The following is a 24,257-nucleotide window of genomic DNA, read 5'->3' on the forward strand; positions in this document are numbered from 1 at the left end:
CAACAACACAATGATAATGAGAATGGTTTCTATCTTCAACGATTAAAATGTGACGGAATGTACAAATAAGCGATAATTTGCGCCGATGTTGATATGGCTCAACATTTATTTGTCTTTTTGCAAATACCCCTAATGTGCAAATATTCACCGTTTTTAATGTTTAATTAAGGTTTCATCTGTTAATAAAGTGATAATTAATAGTGCGGATAGCAGAAGAAAATTAATTAACAGGTTCTAATGGGTAAGATTTAATTGTTAATTAAAAAAGAAAGGGTTGGACGTATTGCAAAATCGCAGGCCGGATAAGAAGTAACCCGGCCTGCGTATTACCCGATTAGCGTTTTTTCCCCATTGCCGCTGCCAGCGCGTCCATCATGGCGCTGTTACCGGCTGGCTGAGCGTCACGACCGCGCGGTTTCGCCGCTTTAGATGCCGGGCGGTTGCCCTGCGCGCGATCGGCGGCGCCGCCGCGGCGAGCGGCGGTTTCGCCGGGCTGTTCGTCCAGACGCATCGTCAGCGCAATACGCTTACGTTGCAGATCCACTTCCAGCACTTTCACCTTCACGATGTCGCCCGCTTTTACCACGGTGTGTGGATCGTCGACGAACTTAGTCGACAGGGAAGAGATGTGGACCAGGCCATCCTGATGAACGCCGATATCGACAAATGCGCCGAAATTGGTGACGTTAGTGACCGCCCCTTCCAGAATCATCCCCGGCAGCAGGTCGTTCATGGTTTCGACGCCATCGGCGAATTGCGCGGTTTTAAATTCAGGACGCGGGTCGCGGCCCGGTTTTTCCAGCTCTTTGATGATATCGCTCACGGTCGGCACGCCGAATTTATCGTCGGTAAAATCAGCGGCCTTGAGGTGACGCAATTCGTTGCTGTTGCCCATCAGATCTTTTAGCGCTTGCTGCGTCGCCGCCAGAATGCGTTCGACAACCGGATAGGCTTCCGGGTGGACGGTGGAGGCATCCAGCGGGTTATCGCCGTGGTTAATACGCAGGAAGCCCGCGCACTGCTCAAACGCTTTCGGCCCCAGACGGCTCACCTTCAACAGTTGCTGGCGATTCTGGAACTGACCGTTCTCATCGCGCCAGGCGACGATGTTTTGCGCCATCATGCGCGTTAAGCCCGCGACGCGGGTCAGCAGCGGCACGGAGGCGGTATTCAAATCGACGCCGACGGCGTTTACGCAGTCTTCGACCACCGCATCCAGCTTACGCGCCAGCTGCGTCTGGCTGACATCGTGTTGATATTGGCCGACGCCGATGGATTTCGGATCGATTTTCACCAGTTCCGCCAGCGGATCCTGCAGACGACGGGCGATAGAGACCGCGCCGCGCAGGGAGACGTCGAGATCCGGAAACTCCTGCGCCGCCAGCTCAGAAGCGGAATACACGGACGCCCCCGCTTCGCTGACGATCACTTTCTGCGCCGTCACGTTCGGGAACTGTTTCTGTACGTCGAGATAGAAGCGTTCGGTTTCACGCGAGGCCGTACCGTTGCCAATCGCGACCAGTTCGACGTGGTATTTTTCGCACAACGCGGCGATCACGGTAGCCGCTTTGGCCGCCTGACCGGTATGCGGATAAATGGTATCCGTCGCCACCAGCTTGCCGGTGCCGTCAACGACAGCGACTTTTACGCCGGTACGCAGGCCAGGATCAAGGCCCATCGTGGCGCGCAGGCCTGCGGGGGCTGCCATCAGCAGGTCGTGCAGGTTACGGGCAAACACGTTAATCGCTTCGTCTTCCGCACGTTCGCGCACGGTGCCCATCAGTTCGGTTTCGAGGTGCATTAAAACTTTGATACGCCACGTCCAGCTCACTACGCCTTTGCGCCAGCTATCCGCCGGGGCGTTATTCAGCCGCAGGCCGAGATGGTCCATGATGATCTGCTCGCAGTAGCTCTCTTTCGGCGGCTCATCAAACTGTGGGTCGGCATTGAGCGAAAGTTGCAGAATGCCTTCGTTACGACCACGGAACATGGCCAGCGCACGGTGAGACGGGACGTTAGCAATGGGCTCATGATGGTCGAAATAGTCGCGGAATTTTGCCCCTTCTTCCTCTTTGCCGCTCACGACTGTGGCGACCAGATGGGCGTTCTTCCACAGGTAATCACGTACTTTCGCCAGCAATGCGGCGTCTTCGGCAAAGCGCTCCATCAGAATGTAGCGTGCGCCGTCGAGCGCGGCTTTCGTGTCCGCCACGCCTTTGTCGCCATCAATGTACTTTGCCGCTTCCACGTCAGGATCGTGGGACGGCTCGTTCCAGAGCAGATCGGCCAGCGGCTCAAGGCCGGCTTCAATGGCGATTTGTCCACGGGTGCGGCGTTTAGGTTTATAGGGCAGGTAGAGGTCTTCGAGCTCGGTCTTACTTAACGTAGCGTTGATGGCGCCAGCCAGCTCATCGGTCAGTTTGCCTTGTTCGGAAATGGACTTGAGGATGGCCTGACGCCTGTCTTCCAGCTCACGCAGATAGCCCAGACGCGTTTCCAGGTTACGCAACTGCGTGTCATCCAGACCGCCGGTGATTTCTTTACGATAACGTGCGATAAACGGCACGGTGTTCCCTTCGTCAAGCAGGCGAACGGCAGCTTCAACCTGTCCGGCATTTGCCTGGATTTCACCCGCAATAATGCGGCAGAAAGAATCATTCATCATGGGTTAGCTTCGTCTTCAGGATAAAAATCAGGGGATAGTTATACGGATTGGCTGGCAAAAATGCCAGCCATCAGCAGGGGCTTAGGATTCTTCTTGTCTTATTTGACGTATTCGATCGCATTGACGTACCAGTTTGCTTCGCCGACAGGGGTGTTGACCACCGCCAGATCGCCCACTTCTTTTTTCAGTAGCGCCCGCGCCATCGGCGAGTCGATAGAGATGTAATCCTTACGTCCGAAAATTTCATCGTAGCCGACAATGCGGAACTTCAGCGTATCGCCGTCATCATTTTCGATTTCCACCCAGGCGCCGAAGAAGACTTTGCCCTCCTGCTGCGGGGAATAATCCACGATTTTGAGATTTTCCATGCATTTGGTCAGATATCTGACGCGTCTGTCGATCTCACGCAGGCGCTTTTTATTATACTGATAGTCGGCATTCTCGCTGCGGTCGCCCAGACTCGCAGCCCAGGTCACTTTTTTGGTGACCTCCGGGCGCTCTTCACGCCAGAGATAATTGAGCTCTTGTTTGAGTGTTTCGTACCCTTCGCGGGTGATCAGGGGCGTTTTCATCTCGTTGATTTACCTTTGCTGTCGATATTGCGCACACGGGGTATAACGTGATCGTCCCGACAGAATAAATAATGGGGTTGCCGATTAATTGTATATTTAAGCTGCTGTTAAATATGCTTTGTAACAATTTAGCCTGAAATTCATACCAGAATTTGCTGGTGACTCACGTGAGCTTTTTTAAGAATACACACTTACATTTGTTGCGAACCTTTGGGAGTACAGACAATGCAAGAGAATTATAAGATTCTGGTGGTTGATGACGATATGCGTCTGCGGGCGCTACTGGAACGTTATCTGACCGAGCAGGGCTTCCAGGTTCGAAGCGTCGCTAACGCCGAGCAGATGGATCGTCTGCTGACCCGTGAATCTTTCCATCTCATGGTACTGGATTTAATGCTGCCAGGTGAAGATGGTCTGTCGATTTGTCGTCGCCTGCGTAGTCAAAGTAATCCAATGCCGATCATTATGGTCACGGCGAAGGGTGAAGAAGTTGACCGTATCGTCGGGCTGGAAATCGGCGCCGATGACTACATTCCTAAACCGTTTAACCCGCGCGAGCTGTTGGCGCGTATTCGCGCCGTGCTACGTCGTCAGGCAAACGAACTGCCCGGCGCGCCGTCGCAGGAAGAGGCCGTTATCGCGTTCGGTAAGTTTAAACTGAACCTCGGTACGCGCGAGATGTTCCGTGAAGATGAACCGATGCCGCTGACCAGCGGGGAGTTTGCGGTACTGAAAGCGTTAGTCAGCCATCCGCGCGAGCCGCTCTCTCGCGACAAGCTGATGAATCTGGCCCGTGGCCGCGAGTATTCCGCGATGGAACGCTCCATCGACGTCCAGATCTCCCGCCTGCGCCGTATGGTGGAAGAAGATCCGGCGCATCCGCGTTATATTCAGACCGTCTGGGGCCTGGGCTACGTCTTCGTACCGGACGGTTCTAAAGCATGAGGCGAATGCGCTTCTCGCCGCGAAGTTCATTTGCCCGCACGCTGTTGCTCATCGTCACCTTGCTGTTCGTCAGCCTGGTGACGACCTACCTGGTGGTGCTGAACTTCGCGATTTTGCCGAGCCTCCAGCAGTTTAATAAGGTTCTGGCTTACGAAGTCCGTATGCTGATGACCGATAAGCTGCAACTGGAGGACGGCACGCAGTTAGTCGTGCCGCCTGCGTTTCGCCGGGAAATCTATCGCGAGCTGGGGATCTCTCTCTACACCAACGAAGCCGCCGAAGAGGCCGGGCTGCGTTGGGCGCAACACTACGAATTCTTAAGCCACCAGATGGCGCAGCAATTAGGCGGCCCGACGGAAGTGCGCGTTGAGGTCAACAAAAGCTCGCCCGTCGTGTGGCTCAAAACCTGGCTGTCGCCCAATATCTGGGTGCGCGTGCCGCTGACCGAGATTCATCAGGGCGATTTTTCTCCGCTTTTCCGTTACACGCTGGCGATCATGCTCCTGGCGATAGGCGGCGCGTGGCTGTTTATTCGTATACAGAACCGACCGTTAGTGGATCTTGAACATGCCGCTTTGCAGGTAGGGAAGGGAATTATTCCGCCGCCGCTGCGTGAATATGGCGCCTCTGAGGTGCGCTCTGTGACCCGGGCGTTTAACCATATGGCAGCCGGCGTGAAACAATTGGCCGATGACCGTACGCTATTGATGGCGGGCGTCAGCCACGACTTGCGCACGCCGCTGACCCGTATTCGTCTGGCGACGGAGATGATGGGCGAGGAAGACGGTTATCTCGCGGAGTCGATCAATAAAGACATCGAAGAGTGTAACGCCATTATCGAACAGTTTATTGACTATCTGCGTACCGGTCAGGAAATGCCAATGGAGATGGCGGATCTCAATTCCGTGCTGGGCGAGGTGATTGCGGCGGAAAGCGGCTATGAGCGTGAGATTAACACTGCGCTTCAGGCAGGCAGCATCCAGGTGAAAATGCACCCGCTCTCGATTAAGCGCGCGGTGGCGAATATGGTGGTCAATGCTGCCCGCTATGGCAACGGCTGGATTAAGGTCAGCAGCGGCACCGAGTCGCATCGCGCCTGGTTTCAGGTAGAAGATGACGGGCCGGGCATTAAGCCGGAGCAGCGTAAACATCTGTTCCAGCCTTTTGTGCGTGGCGACAGCGCCCGTAGCACCAGCGGCACAGGGCTGGGGCTGGCGATTGTGCAGCGCATTATCGATAACCATAACGGGATGCTGGAGATTGGCACCAGCGAGCGTGGCGGATTGTCAATTCGCGCCTGGCTACCGGTTCCTGTGGCTCGCGTCCAGGGGACGACAAAAGAGGCATAAGAAAGGGAGGTATTACCCTCCCTTTCTTCTCAACGCCGGATGACGCCGTTCAAAGCCGCCATCCGGCCTGTTCCTTACAGCTTCGGTCCGGCGCTAACCAGCGCTTCGCCTGCCGGGGTATCCGTATACTTCTCGAAGTTCTCAATGAACAGTTTCGCCAGCGCGGTGGCTTTTTCCTGCCATTGTTCCGGCGACGCGTAGGTGTTACGCGGGTCGAGAATGTGGGTATCCACGCCTGGCAGTTCAGTCGGGATCGCCAGATCGAACAGCGGCAGACGGAAGGTTTCCGCGTTATCAAGAGAACCGTTCAGAATGGCGTCGATAATTGCGCGCGTATCTTTGATGGAGATACGTTTGCCGGTGCCATTCCAGCCGGTGTTAACCAGATAAGCCTGCGCGCCTGCTGCCTGCATACGTTTCACCAGCACCTCAGCATACTGCGTCGGGTGCAGCGTCAGGAACGCGGCGCCGAAGCAGGCGGAGAAGGTGGGGGTCGGTTCGGTGACGCCGCGTTCGGTGCCGGCCAGTTTAGCGGTGAAACCTGACAGGAAGTGGTACTGCGTCTGGTTAGCGGTTAAACGGGAAACCGGCGGCAACACGCCGAAGGCGTCCGCCGTCAGGAAGATAACCTTGGTGGCGTGACCTGCTTTGGATACGGGCTTAACGATGTTATCGATATGATAGATCGGGTAAGAGACGCGGGTGTTTTCGGTTTTGGAACCATCGTCGAAATCAACGGTGCCGTCTTCGCGCACGGTGACGTTTTCCAGCAACGCATCACGGCGAATCGCATGATAAATTTCTGGCTCCGCTTCTTTCGACAGTTTGATGGTTTTGGCGTAGCAGCCGCCTTCAAAGTTGAACACGCCGTCGTCATCCCAACCGTGCTCATCATCGCCAATCAGACGACGTTTCGGGTCGGTGGAGAGAGTGGTTTTTCCGGTACCGGAAAGGCCGAAGAAGACCGCGACATCGCCTTTTTCACCCACGTTGGCGGAACAGTGCATTGAGGCGATACCTTTGAGCGGCAGCAGATAGTTCATTACCGAGAACATCCCTTTTTTCATTTCGCCGCCGTACCAGGTGCCGCCAATAAGCTGAATACGTTCAGTCAGGTTGAACGCCACGAAGTTTTCCGAGTTCAGCCCTTGCTCTTTCCACTGCGGGTTGGTGCACTTCGCGCCGTTCATGACAATAAAGTCAGGTTTGAAGCCTACCAGCTCTTCGTCCGTTGGGCGAATGAACATATTTTTAACGAAGTGGGCCTGCCAGGCGACTTCCGTAATAAAGCGCACGGAAAGACGCGTATCGGCATTTGCGCCGCAGAACGCATCAACAATGAATAAGCGTTTACCGGAAAGCTGATGCGTCACCAGACCTTTCAGGTGTTGCCAGGTTTCCTGGGAAAGCGGCTTATTATCGTTTTTACCTTTACCCTTATCGGACCACCACAGCGTATCACGCGTGGTGTCGTCGCGAACAATATACTTATCCTTAGGCGAACGACCGGTAAAAATACCGGTATCAACGGCAACAGCGCCCAGGTTAGTTAACACGCCACGCTCATAGCCTTCCAGACCAGGATTAAGTTCTTCCTGATAAAGGGTGTCGTAGCTGGGATTGTAAACGATATCCTGGACGTCGTTGATACCATAAGCCTTGAGATCTTGCGGGGTTAAATTGTTAACGCGCATATCACTGCTCCTTAGCCAATATATATTACCGAAAATAGTAAGGTTTTTTGAGGTTGGTTAACCGCGACAAGGCTCATAGATTTACGTATCTGGACAAAATCACGATTGACGAAAAACACTGTGACTCCTGTCACGCAGCGGCGGTTATTATGGCAGGAAACCTACTTTTGTTGTGGAAAATGTTCTGAAAACGTTAAAAGGAAGTGTTTTTGACCGACATAATGTGACTGTAATCGCATTCATGTAAGAAAGTTACGTAACACCAACATTAACAATATCGATTCACCTCTCTGCGTTTTTTTCTGAATTATGCATGACGACGTCTGGCGGTGAACAGATGATGCAATAATGCGACTTTCTCATCATTCTGGATAACGACATGGAAAGTGTAGCGCTTTCACGTACTACTCGCTGGGGTATGTTGCTCACCGGTTTGCTGCAGGGCGTCTTGTGCTACCTGCTGATGGCCTGGCTGGTACCACAAAATAGCGACTGGCTGTTCTATGGTATGCCTGCGACGATAGCGTTGTCGTCAATGCTATTGCTTACCGTGGTCTCTTTTAAACAGCGCGCGCTGTGGGGCTGGCTGGGGCTGATCTTTGTGGTCGTGCTGGCAATGAGCGGCTGGCTGAAATGGCAGGTTGAGGCGGTGGAGAAATGGCGCCTGGCCGAGCTCCTCTGGCTGTATGGTCTCCGGCTTGTGTTGATGGCGATGCTGGTCTTACCCTGGATGCAATATCAGTTACATTCGCAAACCGGTTCGGCGCGTTATCCCCAGTTTTATCTGCGGTTATGGCATAACGTACTGACATTGTTTATCGTCCTGGTCGCCAACGGACTGTTCTGGCTGGTTCTCCTGCTCTGGAGCGCGCTATTCAGGCTGGTGGGCATCCGCTTTTTCAGCACCCTTTTCTTTGAAACTGAAACCTTTATTTATGTGACCATCGGCTTGATTACGGCGCTGGCGGTCATTCTCGCCCGCACGCAGTCGCGCCTTGTGGCGGCGGTGCAAAAGCTGCTGGCGCTGATCGCGACGGGTTTACTGCCAGTGGTGTCGCTGCTGGCATTGCTGTTTATTGTGACGTTACCCTTTACCGGACTGGAGGCGATTTCTGCGCGTGTTTCCGCTGCGGGGCTGCTATCCACGCTGACGCTGATGCTGCTGCTCCTCGTGGCGATTGTCAACGAACCGCAAAAGCGCGTATTACCCTATCCGCGCGTATTACGCGGTTTGATTAGCGCCTCGCTGTGCGTTGCCCCGATATATATGCTGCTGGCGGGCTGGGCGCTATGGGTACGCATTCAGCAATACGGCTGGACGCCGGATCGTTTGTATGGCGCGCTGACGGTGTCTGTCTTGCTGATATGGTCCTTCGGTTATCTGATCGGTCTGTTACGCCGCGGACGCGACCCTGGTGAGTGGCAAGGCAAGGTGATACTGAGCGTCTCTTTGTTGACGCTGGTGATATTGCTGTTGCTGGCCTCGCCTGTACTTGATGTCTGGCGTATTAGCGTCAACAGCCATATGGCGCGTTACCATAGCGGTAAAATTACTGCGGATCAGATCAGCCTGTATATGCTGGATCACAGCGGCAAACCTGGCCAGGAAGCGCTGAAATCGTTGCGGGATGACGAGGCGTTTACGCAGAACAGAAAGCGCAATCGTGAACTGATGACGTTTTTGCAGAGAAATAAGGTCTCTCCGACGGCGGACGATTTAGCGCGGGTGGTGATGATTGCGCCCGGTAGCCAGAAGCCGGATGCCGCATTTTGGGCGTTTGTCAAAGAGCAGAGTTATTCGGACGATTCCTGCCTTGAACCGGATGCCTGCGTGCTGGTGAGTCAGGATCTTAACGGCGACGGTCAGCCTGAGCAGGTGCTGTATAACTTTATTGTTGCCGAGAGCCAGGTCTACGGCTTAAAAGAGGGGAAATGGACGCAGAAAGCGTTCGCCCGACTGCCGGACGGGTTTTCTAAGACGCAACTGTTGCACGCGATTGCCGGGCATCGGTTAGACTCAGCTCCCAAAGCCTGGCGCGATATCATTGTTGATGGTCAGCGGTTGGATGTGGATTACTACAACGAGTAAGCTTTTTGCCGGATGGCGGCATAAATGCCTTATCCAGCCTACGGAGCGGGATGCTGTAGGCCAGATAAGCGCAGCGCCATCAGGCAATGACGTTGCTGACTACGAGGCGATTAGTGAACCTGTGGATCGGCAGGAGAGGCGTTGTTACGGATCTCCGCGATATCCATCGCATTGAACAGGTAATGATTGCCGCAGTAATCGCAGTGCATATCGATTTCGCCTTCTTCCGCCAGAATGCTGTCCACTTCTTCATCCGGCAATGTTTTCAGCGCGCCCGCGCAACGTTCGCGTGAACAGGTGCATTTGAATTCAACATCTTGCGGATCGTAGAGCGTGACTTCTTCTTCGTGATACAAACGCCACAGCACGTCATTTGCCGGTAACGTCAGCAGCTCTTCGCTTTTAATGGTTTCCGTCAACATAGCCAGATGGTCGAAATCCTCCGCCTGCGCGTTCTGTGCCGGCATCACCTGGAGCAACATTCCACCTGCCGCCGGTTTACCGTCGACATCGCCGGTACGGATAAACAGGCGCGTCGGCAACTGCTCGGAGCGCAGGAAGTAATCTTCCAGGCACGCCGCCAGAGTATCGCCTTCCAGACCCACCACGCCCTGATAGCGTTCACCCTCTTCCGGCGTAATGGTGATCACCAGATAGCCGTTGCCAACCAGCGTTTTGAGATCCGCATTGTCAGGGATATCGCCCTGAACGCGAGCCACGCCGCGCATCTGCTGCTGATTATTGCCATTGATCACCGCCAGGCTTAACGGCCCGTCGCCCTGGAGCTGTACCGTAATGTCACCGGCAAACTTCAGCGTTGCGGTCAGCAGGCTAGTGGCGACCAGCAGTTCGGCCAGTACGGTTTTCACCGGCTGCGGGTAGGTATGATTGTCGAGGATCTGTTGCAAGGTTTCCGAAACGGTCACCAGCTCGCCGCGAACGGCAAAGTTTTCAAACAGATAACGATGTAATTGGTCATGTTGCGGCATAATCATCTCTCTTGCGGGTGACAGTTATTCGCTGTCGCCGTGTTTAAATCGTAACAGGTCGCGGCGCTCTTTCTTGTCCGGTCGCCTGTCCGGATGCGGCATGGTCAGGGCGTTAAGCTTGCGCGCCTGCGCCATTTTTTCGCGTTTTTCCACGCTTTCCGCCGTCTCTTCATACAGAGCGACGGCTTCGCTGGCCGGACGGCGCTGTTCGGTGATGGCTTTAACGATCACCGTCCGTTCGTCATTTCCCTGACGCAGGGTAAGGGTTGCGTTCAGCTCGACGATTTTGCTCGGCTTACTGCGCTGGCCGTTGTAATGCACCTTACCGCCTTCAATCATCTCGCGGGCCAGCGCGCGGGTTTTATAAAAACGCGCGGCCCACAGCCATTTATCCAGTCTGACCTCAACGGAGGACTTTTCTTTCATGGCGTCTCCTTCACATCAGCGAGGGGATCAGACGGCGGTAGTCGTTCAGGGACGGATGGCGCGTATAGTGCTTTTCCGCCAGGCCGGAATCGGGATTCGTCACGCCAAGACAGTAGCGAATACCAAACCGGGCGGCGGCGTCGAGAATCGGTTCGCTGTCATCGATAAACAGCGTTTTCTCTGCGCTTATTCCCGTTTCCTCAGTGACAGCGCGCCATAACCGCTGATCCTCTTTGGGATAACCAAATGTGTGGGTGGAAAGTAATAAATCAAGGTGTGAGGCCAGACCGGTATGCTCCAGCTTCACCGCCAGGTTATGTGGATGCGCATTGGTGAGCAGAATCCGACGTTTTCCGCTGGCTTTTAACGCATTCAGAAACGGTACGGTATCGTCGCGCAAAACGGCGCGCGGCCCTTGCGCCGTCGTCATGGCGCAAATATCCAGACCCAGACGCTCGCTCCAGTAATCCAGACAGTACCAGTTTAGCGTATGCTGTACGGCATGATACTGCTGGCGAATATATTCCTGCGCGTCCTGCGGCGAAATACCCTGCTGCGCGCCGTAGGTTTCCGGTACCAGCTTTTGCCAGAAATAGTTATCGAACGCGAGATCGAGCAGCGTGCCGTCCATATCCAGCAAAACGGTATCCACGTTTTGCCAGTCAATATCAATATGCATGGGGAACTCCAGGGTAACGCAATTTGCGCGACAGGGTAGCATACCCTGTCGCACGGCGGCGCTATCAGATGAGATTTTCCGGAGAGACGGTTAACCTGGGATTGAGGCAGCTTTCATAGTATTCCTGGATGTCCGCCATACGGGTACGGTGGCGTTGATAACGTCTGAACGCCTGAATGCCGTTGTAGACCACGCTCACTATCATTGCCAACATCAGCAGCGTGGTACCGAGGTAACGCCACCAGCCGGATTTATCGGGGATACGATGCAGGCTGATATGCTGCGTGCCGTTGGCATCGGTATACACGCTGGTGACAATGCCCTCGGCGCTAAATGGCGTCTGCATGAGCGTTTGCGCCAGACGCTGGAAGGCGCTCCACTGTTCCTGCGCGGGATAGTCATACAGCGGCGTTGACGGCCAGGCCTGATCAACCAGTTCGCTGCCTTCATCGCTGGCGATCAGGAATCCGCCGGGAGCGGGGCTATTCAGCGACTGGGCGGCACGCGCGGTCTCGCGAGAAATAAACGGCGCCGTTGAGGTCGTGACCAGATTTTCCAGCGACTCTGCGCTTACGGGGCGTAGCAGCACGTTGACGCCGTCCAGTTTGCCGGCGTTCGCGCGTTTCACCAGCGCGTTCCAGTCCTTACTGTTACCGAGATTAACCAGCGCATTTTTCAGGCGCACGCACTCGTCTTCCGCCGCGCACAAATCAGCGGTTTTCAGAACAATATCGCCAAAGTCATCTAATAATACCATGCCCGATTTTTGGATCGCGGAGCGTAAAGATGCGCTTACACGCGAGTCGTCTTCGGGTTTTGGATGGAGCTGACGATTTACCGCCTGGCTTAGCGCCATCGCTTTATTCACCAGGTCTGATTCCGGCAGCGGTAGCGCAGGCGCGTCATTCCAGATGATTTGCGAGCAATCGAACGGCATAAACGGTGAGTTAGACTGGCCGCTCCAGGTCGCGCCGGAATGAATATTACACATTCCTTTACCGCTCAGGTGCAGCGTATCGCCCACCCGTACGCCAGCCTTTTCAAGCTGTTTTACCGTTGTCGCTTCAATGGTTTGCGCGCCTTTCATCCACGATAGCGTGAACTTGATTGGCATATCCAGCGGGATCCAGAACAGCAGCATAAACAACACCAGCAGCGAACCGATAGCAATAACAGTGCTGCGTAACCAGTGCTGCAACGGGAAGTTTTTCACTTCATCATGCAGGGATAAAAACCGGCCCTGGCGCGCGACATGGCGATCAAGGTAAATATCAATATCCGTTTGTTGCCCAAGATCTTGCGTAATGTAGGGTTGCCAGTGGGCAGGGTAAATAAGGTCGATGATGCCCAGCGAAATATTGTTAATCTGCTCCTGATTATTCTCCCCAAACAGTCCCCAGCGGCGGGGCGTTCCCCGCAGACAGTGAATTTCCCGCAGCGCGCTTTTCGACGGCGGCGCAAAAAGCCCCCAAAGTCCGGCTGCCAGCAGCAGGATCGCGCCGCCTATCATCCACGGTACAAAAACGTCTGGCGTTATCAGGCAGAAAAAGAATAACAAAAAGGAGGCGACGATTAACAACGCTTCGCGCAAGCCAGCCGGGCGGCTGAGCGCATATTCTTCGTGGGTCTCCTGACGGATATTCAACAGCTCAATCTGCTCGCTCTCTTCGCCGCGAATCGACGCCTGCGTAGAGGCGGTATTCTGTAGCGCGTAGCCGCGCGACTCCTGCATATACTCTTGCAGCGTATGGCCGTTTAAAGAGATCACCAGCGGCAGCGTATCCGTGAGGATCAGCTCAACGTTGTTTTCATCATTGATGTACTGTTCCCAGAAAGGCGGCAGATGGACTTCGACGGAGTCGAGGTAGTAGCGCCATTTATTAGGATCGTCAGTGGTAATGCCGTAGCGGGTGATGGAGTGGGTCAGTATCACGACACTGTTGCTTTCCGCGTTCAGCGTCAGCGAGATGGGCGCAGCACTGGCGCCTGTCGGCCCCGGAACTTGCTGGATCTGGCTAAGGTTATCGAGATAGTTTTCTACCGCGCTGCGCTCTTCGGGCAACAGTTTACGCGTTTGCGCGTCCTGAAAGGCGCTGATCCACGGTAAACTCCCTCGTCTGGACTTTACCCGGAACCGCCATATTGCCAGTAGAGAGCAGGCCAGCAAAGCAGCTATAAAAATCAGAATGGTGCTCATGCTTTCCCCATCTTACTAAGTCTGTCAGGCGTGGTCAGTCGCACCCTGTCCAATAAACATTTTTCTGTGGTTGGCTATCGGCAAGCGTGGAGTTGAACTTGAGCATTGTAAAGCGCATCCCAGTGAAGGCAAATCATAGCAATACCACCAAAAACGGAATATCAGCAAATTCCTGGAGTTATTTCAACCTATTGACTTTTAATTTGAAATAAGAATTAATTTTTATTACGTTACATAAATGTAAATAAACGGCAATTCGCATTGCCGAAACCGTGCGGTATGTCGCACAATGACCACAGATTACACTGCAAAGATTCTCACAATGAGCAAATCATTACAAAAACCCACCATTCTGAAAGTGGAAACCGTCGCACAATCCCGACTGTTTAACGTAGAAAGCGTGGATCTGGAGTTCAGCAACGGCGTGCGTCGCGTGTATGAACGTATGCGACCATCAACCCGTGAGGCGGTAATGATTGTGCCGATCGTTGATGAGCATCTGATTCTTATTCGTGAGTATGCGGTGGGAACCGAATCCTATGAGCTGGGCTTCTCGAAAGGATTGATCGACCCGGGCGAGACCGTTTTTGAAGCGGCGAACCGGGAGCTCAAAGAAGAGGTCGGGTTTGGCGCGCATAACCTGACCTTCTTAAAAAAACTCAGCATGGCGCCCTCTTATTTTTCCAGCAAAATGAATATCGTGGTGGCGGAAGATCTCTATCCGGAGTCGCTGGAAGGCGACGAGCCTGAGCCATTGCCGCAGGTACGCTGGCCGCTGGCGCATTTAATGGATCTGCTGGAAGACCCCGATTTTAACGAGGCCCGCAACGTCAGCGCGCTGTTTCTGGTACGCGAGTGGTTGAAAGCGCAGGGCCGAATTGCCTGATGGCGCGGCGTTGATCAAGCCAACGGAAAGTTTGTCTCCCCGTTCGCCGTCATCCGCTAAACACAATAAAAAAGGCGCCGGAGCGCCTTTTTTGATCAGAACAGTTCGTGTGTTTCACCATTATCAATAATGGTGGTTCCCACCTCGTGTACCGCCTGTTGTGTCGGCTGCGTGCCTTCGATGAAATACTCTTCACGGCTGTTACCGCCGCTCGCCAGTTGTCCGGTACTGCGGTCGATATTCACCGTGACGATGCCCGGCGGCGGCGTTAGCGGCTGTTCCGGCACGCCTTCCAGCACGGCTTTCATATAGGCGTCCCATGCAGGTTGCGCGCTCTTCGCGCCGCCCTCATAGCCGGAGATTTGATCTTTGATCGCGCCGGAAGCGGTGGTGCGGCCTAAATCACGGCGGTGATCGTCAAAGCCGATCCATACGGAAGTGACGACGCCAGGGCCATAGCCGGAGAACCATGCGTCTTTCGAGCTGTTGGTTGTACCGGTTTTGCCGCCGATATCGCGACGTTTAAGGTCACGCGCCGCACGCCAGCCGGTACCCATCCAGCCGGGTTCGCCGAAGATATTGGTGTTCAGCGCGCTTTTAATCAGAAACGCCAGCGGCGTATTGATCACATGCGGCGCGTACTCCTGCGTGCCGTTTTGCGCGACCAGCGCCTGGTTTGCCTGTTCCAGCTCAGGCATCGGTACGGCGCTGTTTTGCTGCTCTTGCGAAACCGCGACCTCTTCCACATTGGTGTTTTCCAGCACGTCGGATTTCTGCGTATTGCCGTAAATGACCGGGATATCGCACTCCGGGCAGGCGATTTTCGGTTTCGCTTCGAAGATCACGCCGCCCTGATCGTTCTCAATCTTGCTGATGAAATACGGGTCGATCAGGAAACCGCCGTTCGCCATCACCGCATAACCGCGCGCAACCTGCATCGGCGTGAAGGAGGCGGAGCCCAGCGCCAGCGATTCGGTATGCACGATATTCTGCGCCGGGAAGCCGAAGCGTTGCAGATACTCCGCCGCATAGTCGACGCCCATGGCGCGCATGGCGCGTACCATCACCACGTTTTTCGACTGCCCCAGCCCCTGGCGTAAACGAATCGGTCCGGCGTACTGCGGCGGGGAGTTTTTCGGACGCCAGTCTGAACCTGCCCCGGCGTCCCAGCGGGAAATCGGCACATCGTTGAGCATACTGGCGAGCGTCAGCCCTTTATCCATTGCGGCGGTGTAGAGGAACGGTTTGATGTTCGACCCCACCTGACGCAAAGCTTGCGTCGCGCGGTTAAATTTACTCTGATTAAAATCGAAACCGCCGACCAGCGCCAGTACCGCGCCAGTTTGCGGGTTAAGCGAAACCAGCGCGGAGTTCACTTCCGGTACCTGCGCCAGCCACCAGTCGTTATCCACCTGACGAACCCAGATTTGCTGACCTGTCTGGACGACATCGGTAACTTTACGCGGCGTCGGCCCCTGCTGTGTATCCGAGCGGTAAGGCCGCGCCCAACGCATTCCTTCCATATGTAGCGAAACGGACGTACCGTCGGCAAGCGCAGCGGTCGCCTCTTGCGGATTAGCGCTGGTGACCACGGCGGGAAGCAGCGGTCCGTAGGTCGGCAACGCTTTCAACGTATCGGTAATTTTTTTACTGTCCCACGCCGTTTCGCCCACTTTCCATAGCACATTCGCCGGGCCGCGATAACCGTGGCGCATGTCATAGTCCAGCACGTTATTACGCACCGCCTGTTGCGCGGCCTGCTGCACTTTGCGGGTGATGGTCGTGTAAATACGATAACCATCTTCGTAGGCGCTTTCGCCATAACGGTTATACATTTCCTGGCGCACCATTTCCGACAGATAAGGCGCGGAGAAGGCGATTTCCGGCGCGTGATAATTTGCGTCGATAGGTTCGCTACGTGCCTGATCGTACTGCGCCTGAGTGATATATCCCTCGCTTAACATTCGCGAAAGCACTACGTTACGGCGCGCCACCGCCCGATCCATCGAATAGAGCGGGTTAAAGGTAGAAGGCGCTTTAGGTAGCCCGGCGATAACCGCCATTTCGCTTAGACTAAGCTGGTCAACCGTCTTACCAAAGTAGACCTGTGCCGCCGCGCCAACGCCATAGGCGCGGTAGCCGAGATAGATCTTGTTCAGATAGAGTTCGAGGATCTCATTTTTATTCAGCAACTGCTCAATACGAATCGCCAGAAACGCTTCCTTGATCTTGCGCATCAGCGTGCGTTCGGGGCTAAGGAAGAAGTTTCGCGCCAGTTGCTGGGTAATGGTACTTGCTCCCTGCGATGCGTGACCGGAGAAGAGCGCGACGCTGGCCGCACGGAAAATACCTACCGGGTCAATGCCGTGATGCTCATAAAAGCGGCTATCTTCGGTGGCGATAAAGGCGTTGATCATTTCCGGCGGAATTTGATCGAGCGTAACGGGAATACGACGTTTTTCGCCATATTGCGCGATAAGTTCGCCATCCGCGCTGTAAACCTGCATCGGAATTTGCAAACGCACATCTTTCAATGTCGCGACGTCAGGTAGCTGTGGCTCAATATAGCGATAAAGGCCATAAATCGAGCCTGCTCCCAGCAGGATGCAACATACTGCAAGGATCAATAAATACTTTACGAACTTCACTGGAGATTTCCCATTTAGTGTCATTTGGGCAGTTTATAAACAAACGCGCGGTAGTATAAAGGCAAGCCAGACGCATTGATATACCCGTTAACGCGACGGGTGATAAGGAGATCGACCGTTATGGCTTTTAAAACCTGGCAAATAGGATTGCATATTCAGCAGCATGAAGCGCTGGCCATCGCCGTTATTCGCGGCGCATCGGGCTGGTCCCTGCAACGTTGGTGGCGACTGCCGCTGATGAACGTCTCCACGGCAGAGGGTACGATTCCTGACCCGCAATCGCTGGCTCACGTACTGCGACCCTGGAGCCGCGAGCTGCCGCTACGTCACCGTATTTATCTCTCTTTTCCCGCAAATCGGACATTGCAACGCGCTTTTCCACATCCGCCGATGCGTCTGCGGGAACGTGAGCAAGTCGCATGGCTTTCACAAACGATGGCGCGTGAGCTGGATATGGATCCGGACTTATTGCGTTTCGACTTTCAGGACGATGCGCTAAGCCCTGCGTTCAACGTTACCGCCGTGCAAAGCAAAGAAATTTCAGAGCTGTTAACGCTGGCGCAAACGCTCAATGTGCGCATCGCTGCTGTAACGCCCGATGCCTGCGCGTTACAGCGCTTGCTGCCGTTTATACCTTCGGGGCGGCAATGTCTGGTCTGGCGCGATGAGAGCCAGTGGCTGTGGGCGACGCGCTATGCGTGGGGGCGTAAATCGGCGCGCGAGGCGACGACGCTGCATGACCTTGCCGCGACGTTATCCGTCATGCCGGAACATATTTCGTTATGCGCCGAAGACGAATTCGACCCCTGGCGCGCCGTTACCGTCCGCCAACCGCCGGTTCCGCCGGACGGTTATCGCTTTGCGATTGCGCTGGGTTTAGCCATAGGGGAGATACGCTGATGGCGCATTCTGTCAATTTGCTCCCCTGGCGGCGCCAACATTACGTAGCGCGTCTGCGGCTGTGGTGCGTGGTATGGGGCGCGTCCCTGCTGCTGATAGCAAGCCTCGCGATGATCGCCCGGTTGGTTTTTTGGCAGGAGGGGAGGATTAATGAACTGCTACTGACGGCGGAAAACGGACACACGACGGCGCTTGCGGCGAACATACCGCAGTTGCAGCAGCGTCAGCGGCAGCAACAGGCGCGATTACAACGTCAGGCGCAGCGTGAACTGACGCAAGCCTGGCAATCTATCTTGACTGACCTTGCCAACCTGTTGCCAGAGCAGGCATGGCTGACAAGCCTCAATTATCAGCAAGAGACGCTAGAGCTGGAAGGGCTGGCGAGAACGTTTGACGCCCTGCTCACGCTTGAGACATCGCTTCGTCACTATGTCAGTTTTCCGCTAAACCGCACGGGCGCCACGCAGCAGGATGCGCAAGGGCGCTGGCAGTTCCATTATCAGTTAACGAGGAGCGCCGCCCGTGAACGCGCTCTTTGATATCTGGTACGGGATGTCGCGCCGTGGCCGGGTTTTTGGTTGGTGTGCAGGCGTGCTGTGCCTGACGCTGACGGTCGCGTTATCTGTGGGCTATCCCGGCTGGAAGACGCTGCATACGCAACATGCGCGGTTAAGCCAACAGCGCGAGGCCGCCCGGCAACAGTGGCGTAATCTGCGCCGTCTGAGCGTCGCGGCTGAACCGCTTTTCGGGCGTTCCGTTGAAAACCCGCGTCCTTTTTCGCCGTTAGATTTCCAGGCGCCTCCCTTGCGTTTGCTGCACTGGCAGCCATCGGCGCAGGGGGGAGAAATGGCGCTGAAAACGTCCTGGGATGCGGTGCCGTCGCTGTTTGTCCGGTTGGCCGAAAGCGAGATGATCGTAAGTCGGTTTTCATTGCGTAAAGAGGGGGCGGAATTATTGATGACGCTGCAACTGGAGCGCCTGGCGAATGAAGGTTAGCCGCGGTGTATTGCTCTGTTTTTGTTTGCTGACGTTGACGGGAATGCGCGATCCCTTCCGCCCGCCGGAAGATCGCTGCCGGATAGCGGAACTCTCGCAGTGGCGATATCAGGGCGCGGTGCGTAAAGGCGAGCGATGGACAGGCATTCTTAAAGACAGTCAGCAAAAATGGCGACGAGTGGAAGAAGGGCAGACGCTGGAAAACGGTTGGACGATTGTCCGCCTGACGGCGGAAGCCTTAACGTTAACGACCGGTAAAAATTGTGCGCCGCCGCAGTGGCGGTGGCTACGTCAGGGAGCGGACAATGAAGCGATGGATAGCCATAATACTGATAGCCTTGATGCCCGCCGCGCAGGCGGGAAAAGCGGCGAAAGTGACGCTGGTGGTTGATGACGTCCCTGTGGTGCAGGTTTTGCAGGCTTTAGCCGAACAGGAGCGGCAGAATCTGGTGGTGTCGCCGGACGTCAGCGGGACATTATCGCTACATCTGACGGATGTGCCGTGGAAACAGGCGCTTCAGACGGTGGTCAATAGCGCGGGGCTGGTGCTGCGTCAGGAGGGGAATATTCTCCATGTTCATTCACAGGCCTGGCAGAAAGAGCACAGTGCGCGGCAGGATGCCGAGCGGTTAAGGCTTCAGGCTAATTTACCGCTGGAAAACCGCAGCATTAGCCTGCAATACGCCGATGCCGCCGAACTGGCGAAAGCGGGCGAGAAACTCCTGAGCGCGAAGGGAACCATCATGGTAGATAAGCGCACCAACCGCCTGCTGTTACGCGATAACCGCGCGGCCCTGGCGGAGCTGGAAAAATGGGTATCGCAAATGGATCTGCCGGTGGCGCAGGTGGAGCTGGCGGCGCATATCGTCACCATTAACGAAAAGAGTCTACGGGAACTGGGCGTAAAGTGGACGCTGGCTGACGCGACGCAAGCGGGCGCGGTGGGTGACGTGACGACGCTTTCCAGTGATTTATCCGTCGCCGCCGCCACCTCACGCGTCGGGTTTAACATCGGGCGCATTAACGGACGCTTGCTGGATCTGGAGCTGTCAGCGCTGGAGCAAAAGCAGCAGTTGGATATTATCGCCAGCCCCCGGCTGCTGGCTTCCCATCTGCAGCCAGCCAGTATCAAGCAAGGCAGCGAAATTCCTTATCAGGTTTCCAGCGGCGAAAGCGGCGCGACCTCCGTGGAATTTAAAGAAGCGGTGCTGGGAATGGAGGTGACGCCCACCGTTTTGCAAAAAGGGCGCATCCGCCTGAAGTTACATATCAGCCAGAATGTCCCCGGTCAGGTACTACAACAGGCTGACGGCGAAGTGCTGGCGATAGATAAACAGGAAATTGAAACGCAGGTAGAGGTAAAAAGCGGCGAGACGCTGGCGCTGGGCGGTATTTTTTCGCGAAAAAATAAATCGGGTAGCGATAGCGTGCCGCTGTTGGGGGATATTCCCTGGCTTGGTCAGCTCTTCCGCCATGACGGCAAAGAGGACGAGCGACGCGAATTAGTGGTGTTTATCACCCCCAGACTGGTGGCGACAGAATAATTTATGCATAAAAAAGCGCTGTTTTTGCACTGAACGCATCTGCGGGATTTGACGTGCGGATGTATTTAGCATACAAGGAGTACCGATTTGAGAGTCGTGCTTTTCGTTGCTTACGCATTGATTAATGCGCTTTGCCTTGCCGAAGGTGTGCATAAGACCGATGATAAACGGCTGAATGTCCGCTGATGCAGACGTATTGGTTCTGCGGATTGCGCACAATTGTTTGAAAGTAGAGCAATTTGTAGGCCGGATATGTTGTTCTGGTCGCCATCCGGCAACGCTAACTCGGGTTTTGCAACAATCAGGCTTGGTGATTTATTCAGTTGCCAAACCCGCTTGAGTATTGAGATAATTTTCAGTCTGACTCTCGCAATATCTTATGAGGTTTCAGTTCATGTCCTGCTGCGCTGGGTGTCTGTGAAGCGGGTTTACCATTAACGAATAGTCTTAGTAGTACCGAAAAAATGGCAGAGAAACGCAATATCTTTCTGGTTGGGCCTATGGGTGCCGGAAAAAGCACTATTGGGCGCCAGTTAGCTCAACAACTCAATATGGAATTTTACGATTCTGATCAAGAGATTGAGAAACGAACCGGAGCTGATGTGGGCTGGGTCTTCGATGTTGAAGGTGAAGACGGCTTCCGTAATCGTGAAGAAAAAGTTATCAACGAATTGACGGAAAAACAGGGTATTGTGCTGGCAACCGGCGGTGGCTCTGTAAAATCGCGTGAAACGCGTAACCGTCTCTCCGCGCGTGGCGTCGTGGTCTACCTTGAAACGACCATCGAAAAACAACTGGCGCGCACGCAGCGTGATAAAAAACGCCCGCTGTTGCAGGTTGAAGCACCGCCTCGCGAAGTTCTGGAAGCGCTGGCTAACGAACGCAATCCGCTGTACGAAGAGATTGCCGACGTCACCATTCGCACCGACGATCAAAGCGCTAAGGTTGTGGCAAACCAGATTATTCATATGCTGGAAAGCAACTAATTCAAGCAGAATACGCTGGGTAAGCGGGCACAAGTAACTAAGGTGGATGTCGCGTCATGGAGAGGATTACAGTCACTCTCGGGGAACGTAGTTACCCGATCACCATCGCGGCTGGTTTGTTTAACGAACCAGCTTCATTCTTGCCGCTGAAATCAGGCGATCAGGTCATGTTAGTGACCAACGAAACCCTGGCGCCGCTTTATCTGGGCAAGGTTCGCGGCGTACTCGAACGGGCGGGCGTTAACGTAGACAGCGTGATTCTTCCTGACGGCGAGCAGTATAAGAGCCTGACGGTGCTGGATACGGTGTTTACGGCGTTACTGAAAAAACCGCATGGTCGTGATACCACGTTGGTCGCGCTTGGCGGCGGCGTGATTGGCGATCTCACCGGTTTTGCGGCGGCCAGCTACCAGCGAGGCGTACGTTTCATCCAGGTGCCAACTACCTTACTGTCGCAGGTTGATTCTTCCGTGGGCGGGAAGACCGCCGTCAACCATCCCCTTGGCAAAAACATGATTGGCGCGTTTTACCAACCCGCTTCTGTGGTTGTCGATCTTGATTGCCTGAAAACGCTTCCCGCACGCGAACTGGCATCGGGACTGGCAGAGGTGATCAAATACGGCATTATACTCGACGCGGACTTCTTCACCTGGCTTGAGGGTAATCTGGATGCGCTATTGCGTCTGGACGGCCCGGCGATGGCGTATTGTATTCGTCGTTGTTGCGAGCTGAAAGCCGAAGTTGTTGCCGCCGACGAGCGTGAAGCGGGCTTACGTGCTTTACTGAATCTTGGACATACCTTTGGCCACGCCATTGAAGCGGAAATGGGATATGGCAATTGGTTACATGGTGAAGCCGTTGCCGCAGGTATAGTGATGGCTGCGCGCGCATCCGAGCGTTTGGGGCAGTTCAGTTCTGCTGATACGCAGCGCATCATCGCGCTACTCGAACGGGCCGGGTTGCCAGTCAATGGCCCTTGCGAGATGTCCGCGCAGGACTATTTGCCGCACATGCTGCGAGATAAAAAAGTGTTAGCGGGGGAGCTGCGTTTAGTGCTTCCGCTGGCCATAGGGAAAAGTGAAGTGCGCGGCGGAGTGTCGCACGAAGTCGTTCTTAGCGCGATTGCTGACTGTCAGCAGGCGTAACAACAAGAAAGGTCAGACTGATATTGCGTAGATGTCAGTCTTTTAGCTTCAGGTTATGTGCAATGTCGTAAGCATTAACCTTTGAGTGGGGTGTTAAATGGATGAATTCAAACCAGAAGACGAGCTGAAACCCGATCCCAGCGATCGTCGTACTGGTCGTTCTCGTCAATCTTCAGAACGCGATAATGAGCCGCAGATCAACTTTGATGACGTTGATCTGGATGCCGACGATCGCCGTCCGACGCGTACGCGTAAAGCGCGTAGTGAAGAACCTGAAGTTGAAGAAGAGTACGAATCCGATGAAGACGATACGGTGGACGAAGAGCGTGTTGAACGCCGTCCACGTAAGCGTAAAAAAGCGGCCCATAAGCCAGCCTCTCGTCAATACATGATGATGGGCGTTGGCGTACTGGTGCTGCTGCTGTTGATTATCGGTATCGGCTCCGCGCTGAAAGCCCCCTCAACGTCTTCCAGCGAGCCGTCGGCCTCTGGCGAAAAGAGTATCGATCTTTCCGGTAACGCCGCCGATCAGGCGAATGCGACCCAGCCTGCGCCGGGCGCCACCTCCGCAGAACAAACCGCGGGCAATACGTCGCAGGATATTTCGTTGCCGCCGATTTCTTCAACGCCGACGCAGGGACAGTCACCTGTGGTCGCTGACGGTCAGCAGCGCGTGGAAGTACAGGGCGATCTGAATAATGCGCTGACGCAGAATCCAGAGCAGATGAACAATGTTGCGGTGAACTCTACGTTGCCGACAGAGCCTGCAACCGTCGCGCCAGTTCGCAATGGCAGCACGACGCGTCAGGTGGCGGTTAGCGAACCTACCGAGCGTCATACCACGCGTCCGGAACGTAAACAGGCCGTCATTGAACCTAAGAAACCGCAGACCACGGCGAAAACCACGACTGCGGAACCGAAGAAACCGGTCGCGCCAGTGAAACGTACGGAACCGGCAGCGCCAGCCGCGACGCCGAAAGCGACCACCACGACGGCTGCGCCGACAGCGACGGCAAGCGCTGCGCCGGTACAAACCGCGAAGCCAGCGCAAGCCTCGACGACGCCTGTCGCAGGCGGCGGGAAAAGCGCCGGCAACGTTGGCGCGTTAAAGAGCGCGCCATCCAGCCACTACACATTGCAGCTCAGTAGTTCTTCAAATTACGACAACCTGAACGGTTGGGCGAAGAAAGAGAACCTGAAAAATTATGTGGTATACGAGACGACGCGTAATGGACAACCGTGGTATGTGCTGGTAACGGGGATGTATGCTTCGAAAGAAGATGCTAAACGTGCGGTGTCCACCTTACCTGCCGATGTGCAGGCGAAAAACCCGTGGGCAAAACCGTTGCATCAGGTTCAGGCCGATCTGAAATAATCCAGGCTGTGTCCTGCAATTGCCTGTGAGTGTCGCTGACAGCTATTTTTGTTCAGGACAGGCGCGAGGGGCGCATTTGCTACCGTCAAATGCGCCGTAAAGCAACGCGGCACAGCCTAAAGCGCAGGATGCTGTCGGAGCTTTCTCCACAGCCGGAGAAGGTGTAATTAGT

The 24,257-nt window shown here is 54.8% G+C and carries 20 protein-coding genes; 12 read left to right on the plus strand and 8 right to left on the minus strand.

Annotated features, from left to right (window positions below):
- Positions 1–334 precede the first annotated feature (334 nt).
- A complete protein-coding gene (locus tag HV477_RS12765) occupies positions 335–2,665 on the minus strand; it encodes a Tex family protein (RefSeq protein WP_079898858.1) in 2,331 nt (776 codons plus the stop codon).
- 98 nt (positions 2,666–2,763) lie between these two features.
- On the minus strand, positions 2,764–3,237 hold the full coding sequence (greB, locus tag HV477_RS12770) for a transcription elongation factor GreB (RefSeq protein WP_000856695.1): 474 nt from the start codon (positions 3,235–3,237) through the stop codon (positions 2,764–2,766).
- Between the two features lie 225 nt (positions 3,238–3,462).
- On the opposite strand from greB, the gene ompR reads away from it, so the two are divergent.
- Together ompR and envZ are read left to right on the plus strand one after the other, a co-directional pair.
- The gene (ompR, locus tag HV477_RS12775; RefSeq protein WP_001157751.1) at positions 3,463–4,182 is read left to right on the plus strand and encodes a two-component system response regulator OmpR; all 720 of its coding nucleotides are present in this window, start codon (positions 3,463–3,465) and stop codon (positions 4,180–4,182) included.
- Positions 4,179–5,531, plus strand: a complete 1,353-nt coding sequence (gene envZ / locus HV477_RS12780) for a two-component system sensor histidine kinase EnvZ (protein WP_001253818.1) — start codon at positions 4,179–4,181, stop codon at positions 5,529–5,531. Before ompR ends, envZ begins: the two co-directional genes overlap by 4 nt.
- A 74-nt stretch (positions 5,532–5,605) precedes the next feature.
- On the opposite strand, the gene pckA is transcribed toward envZ, so the two are convergent.
- The gene (pckA, locus tag HV477_RS12785; RefSeq protein WP_001265689.1) at positions 5,606–7,225 is read right to left on the minus strand and encodes a phosphoenolpyruvate carboxykinase (ATP); all 1,620 of its coding nucleotides are present in this window, start codon (positions 7,223–7,225) and stop codon (positions 5,606–5,608) included.
- 379 nt (positions 7,226–7,604) lie between these two features.
- Between pckA and HV477_RS12790 the strand changes: the two genes are divergently transcribed.
- Positions 7,605–9,314: a DUF4153 domain-containing protein gene (locus tag HV477_RS12790; RefSeq protein ID WP_079898857.1), complete on the plus strand. Its 1,710-nt coding sequence runs from the start codon at positions 7,605–7,607 to the stop codon at positions 9,312–9,314.
- Between the two features lie 110 nt (positions 9,315–9,424).
- Here HV477_RS12790 and hslO read toward each other — a convergent pair whose 3' ends face one another.
- The 4 genes from hslO to igaA all read right to left on the minus strand — a co-directional run bounded on the left by hslO (position 9,425) and on the right by igaA (position 13,605).
- On the minus strand, positions 9,425–10,303 hold the full coding sequence (gene hslO / locus HV477_RS12795) for an Hsp33 family molecular chaperone HslO (protein ID WP_001135571.1): 879 nt from the start codon (positions 10,301–10,303) through the stop codon (positions 9,425–9,427).
- Between the two features lie 24 nt (positions 10,304–10,327).
- Entirely contained in the window at positions 10,328–10,729 is a 402-nt protein-coding gene (gene hslR / locus HV477_RS12800) for a ribosome-associated heat shock protein Hsp15 (protein WP_000660721.1), read from the minus strand.
- A gap of 10 nt (positions 10,730–10,739) precedes the next feature.
- Complete coding sequence (gene yrfG / locus HV477_RS12805; protein ID WP_001520508.1) at positions 10,740–11,408, minus strand: GMP/IMP nucleotidase; 669 nt, start codon at positions 11,406–11,408, stop codon at positions 10,740–10,742.
- Between the two features lie 64 nt (positions 11,409–11,472).
- Complete coding sequence (gene igaA / locus HV477_RS12810) at positions 11,473–13,605, minus strand: intracellular growth attenuator protein IgaA (protein WP_079898856.1); 2,133 nt, start codon at positions 13,603–13,605, stop codon at positions 11,473–11,475.
- Positions 13,606–13,927: 322 nt separating this feature from the next.
- On the opposite strand from igaA, the gene nudE reads away from it, so the two are divergent.
- The gene (gene nudE, locus HV477_RS12815; RefSeq protein ID WP_000045725.1) at positions 13,928–14,491 is read left to right on the plus strand and encodes an ADP compounds hydrolase NudE; all 564 of its coding nucleotides are present in this window, start codon (positions 13,928–13,930) and stop codon (positions 14,489–14,491) included.
- A 95-nt stretch (positions 14,492–14,586) separates the two neighbouring features.
- Here the strand turns inward: nudE and mrcA are convergent, their stop codons facing one another.
- Entirely contained in the window at positions 14,587–17,139 is a 2,553-nt protein-coding gene (gene mrcA, locus HV477_RS12820) for a peptidoglycan glycosyltransferase/peptidoglycan DD-transpeptidase MrcA (protein WP_000673819.1), read from the minus strand.
- Positions 17,140–17,259: 120 nt separating this feature from the next.
- Between mrcA and HV477_RS12825 the strand changes: the two genes are divergently transcribed.
- The 8 genes from HV477_RS12825 (at position 17,260) to damX (ending at position 24,085) form a co-directional block, all read left to right on the plus strand.
- Positions 17,260–18,039, plus strand: a complete 780-nt coding sequence (locus HV477_RS12825) for a hypothetical protein (RefSeq protein ID WP_058108031.1) — start codon at positions 17,260–17,262, stop codon at positions 18,037–18,039.
- A complete protein-coding gene (locus tag HV477_RS12830; RefSeq protein WP_079898855.1) occupies positions 18,039–18,578 on the plus strand; it encodes a PilN domain-containing protein in 540 nt (179 codons plus the stop codon). Before HV477_RS12825 ends, HV477_RS12830 begins: the two co-directional genes overlap by 1 nt.
- Positions 18,562–19,035, plus strand: coding sequence for a hypothetical protein (locus HV477_RS12835; protein WP_079898854.1), 474 nt, complete (start codon positions 18,562–18,564; stop codon positions 19,033–19,035). Before HV477_RS12830 ends, HV477_RS12835 begins: the two co-directional genes overlap by 17 nt.
- Positions 19,025–19,426, plus strand: a complete 402-nt coding sequence (locus HV477_RS12840; RefSeq protein ID WP_000868832.1) for a HofP DNA utilization family protein — start codon at positions 19,025–19,027, stop codon at positions 19,424–19,426. Before HV477_RS12835 ends, HV477_RS12840 begins: the two co-directional genes overlap by 11 nt.
- Positions 19,341–20,579 (plus strand): DNA uptake porin HofQ, encoded by a 1,239-nt coding sequence (hofQ, locus tag HV477_RS12845; protein ID WP_023165842.1) that lies wholly within the window; start codon positions 19,341–19,343, stop codon positions 20,577–20,579. The genes HV477_RS12840 and hofQ overlap by 86 nt, the downstream gene beginning before the upstream one ends.
- Before the next feature lie 464 nt (positions 20,580–21,043).
- Positions 21,044–21,565: a shikimate kinase AroK gene (aroK, locus tag HV477_RS12850; RefSeq protein ID WP_000818621.1), complete on the plus strand. Its 522-nt coding sequence runs from the start codon at positions 21,044–21,046 to the stop codon at positions 21,563–21,565.
- Between the two features lie 56 nt (positions 21,566–21,621).
- Complete coding sequence (gene aroB, locus HV477_RS12855) at positions 21,622–22,710, plus strand: 3-dehydroquinate synthase (protein ID WP_079898853.1); 1,089 nt, start codon at positions 21,622–21,624, stop codon at positions 22,708–22,710.
- Between the two features lie 97 nt (positions 22,711–22,807).
- Positions 22,808–24,085, plus strand: coding sequence for a cell division protein DamX (gene damX, locus HV477_RS12860; RefSeq protein ID WP_079898852.1), 1,278 nt, complete (start codon positions 22,808–22,810; stop codon positions 24,083–24,085).
- Positions 24,086–24,257: the final 172 nt, after the last annotated feature.

This window comes from Salmonella sp. SG203 (assembly GCF_013350575.1).
Lineage (GTDB): Bacteria > Pseudomonadota > Gammaproteobacteria > Enterobacterales > Enterobacteriaceae > Salmonella > Salmonella enterica.

Excerpts from the sequence above, each read along its gene's own strand:
- HV477_RS12765 (WP_079898858.1), bottom strand. The coding sequence starts at position 2,665 with ATGATGAATGATTCTTTCTGCCGCATTATTGCGGGTGAAATCCAGGCA.
- greB (WP_000856695.1), bottom strand. The coding sequence starts at position 3,237 with ATGAAAACGCCCCTGATCACCCGCGAAGGGTACGAAACACTCAAACAA.
- ompR (WP_001157751.1), top strand. The coding sequence starts at position 3,463 with ATGCAAGAGAATTATAAGATTCTGGTGGTTGATGACGATATGCGTCTG.
- envZ (WP_001253818.1), top strand. The coding sequence starts at position 4,179 with ATGAGGCGAATGCGCTTCTCGCCGCGAAGTTCATTTGCCCGCACGCTG.
- pckA (WP_001265689.1), bottom strand. The coding sequence starts at position 7,225 with ATGCGCGTTAACAATTTAACCCCGCAAGATCTCAAGGCTTATGGTATC.
- HV477_RS12790 (WP_079898857.1), top strand. The coding sequence starts at position 7,605 with ATGGAAAGTGTAGCGCTTTCACGTACTACTCGCTGGGGTATGTTGCTC.
- hslO (WP_001135571.1), bottom strand. The coding sequence starts at position 10,303 with ATGCCGCAACATGACCAATTACATCGTTATCTGTTTGAAAACTTTGCC.
- hslR (WP_000660721.1), bottom strand. The coding sequence starts at position 10,729 with ATGAAAGAAAAGTCCTCCGTTGAGGTCAGACTGGATAAATGGCTGTGG.
- yrfG (WP_001520508.1), bottom strand. The coding sequence starts at position 11,408 with ATGCATATTGATATTGACTGGCAAAACGTGGATACCGTTTTGCTGGAT.
- igaA (WP_079898856.1), bottom strand. The coding sequence starts at position 13,605 with ATGAGCACCATTCTGATTTTTATAGCTGCTTTGCTGGCCTGCTCTCTA.
- nudE (WP_000045725.1), top strand. The coding sequence starts at position 13,928 with ATGAGCAAATCATTACAAAAACCCACCATTCTGAAAGTGGAAACCGTC.
- HV477_RS12825 (WP_058108031.1), top strand. The coding sequence starts at position 17,260 with ATGGCTTTTAAAACCTGGCAAATAGGATTGCATATTCAGCAGCATGAA.
- HV477_RS12830 (WP_079898855.1), top strand. The coding sequence starts at position 18,039 with ATGGCGCATTCTGTCAATTTGCTCCCCTGGCGGCGCCAACATTACGTA.
- HV477_RS12840 (WP_000868832.1), top strand. The coding sequence starts at position 19,025 with ATGAAGGTTAGCCGCGGTGTATTGCTCTGTTTTTGTTTGCTGACGTTG.
- hofQ (WP_023165842.1), top strand. The coding sequence starts at position 19,341 with ATGAAGCGATGGATAGCCATAATACTGATAGCCTTGATGCCCGCCGCG.
- aroK (WP_000818621.1), top strand. The coding sequence starts at position 21,044 with ATGGCAGAGAAACGCAATATCTTTCTGGTTGGGCCTATGGGTGCCGGA.
- aroB (WP_079898853.1), top strand. The coding sequence starts at position 21,622 with ATGGAGAGGATTACAGTCACTCTCGGGGAACGTAGTTACCCGATCACC.
- damX (WP_079898852.1), top strand. The coding sequence starts at position 22,808 with ATGGATGAATTCAAACCAGAAGACGAGCTGAAACCCGATCCCAGCGAT.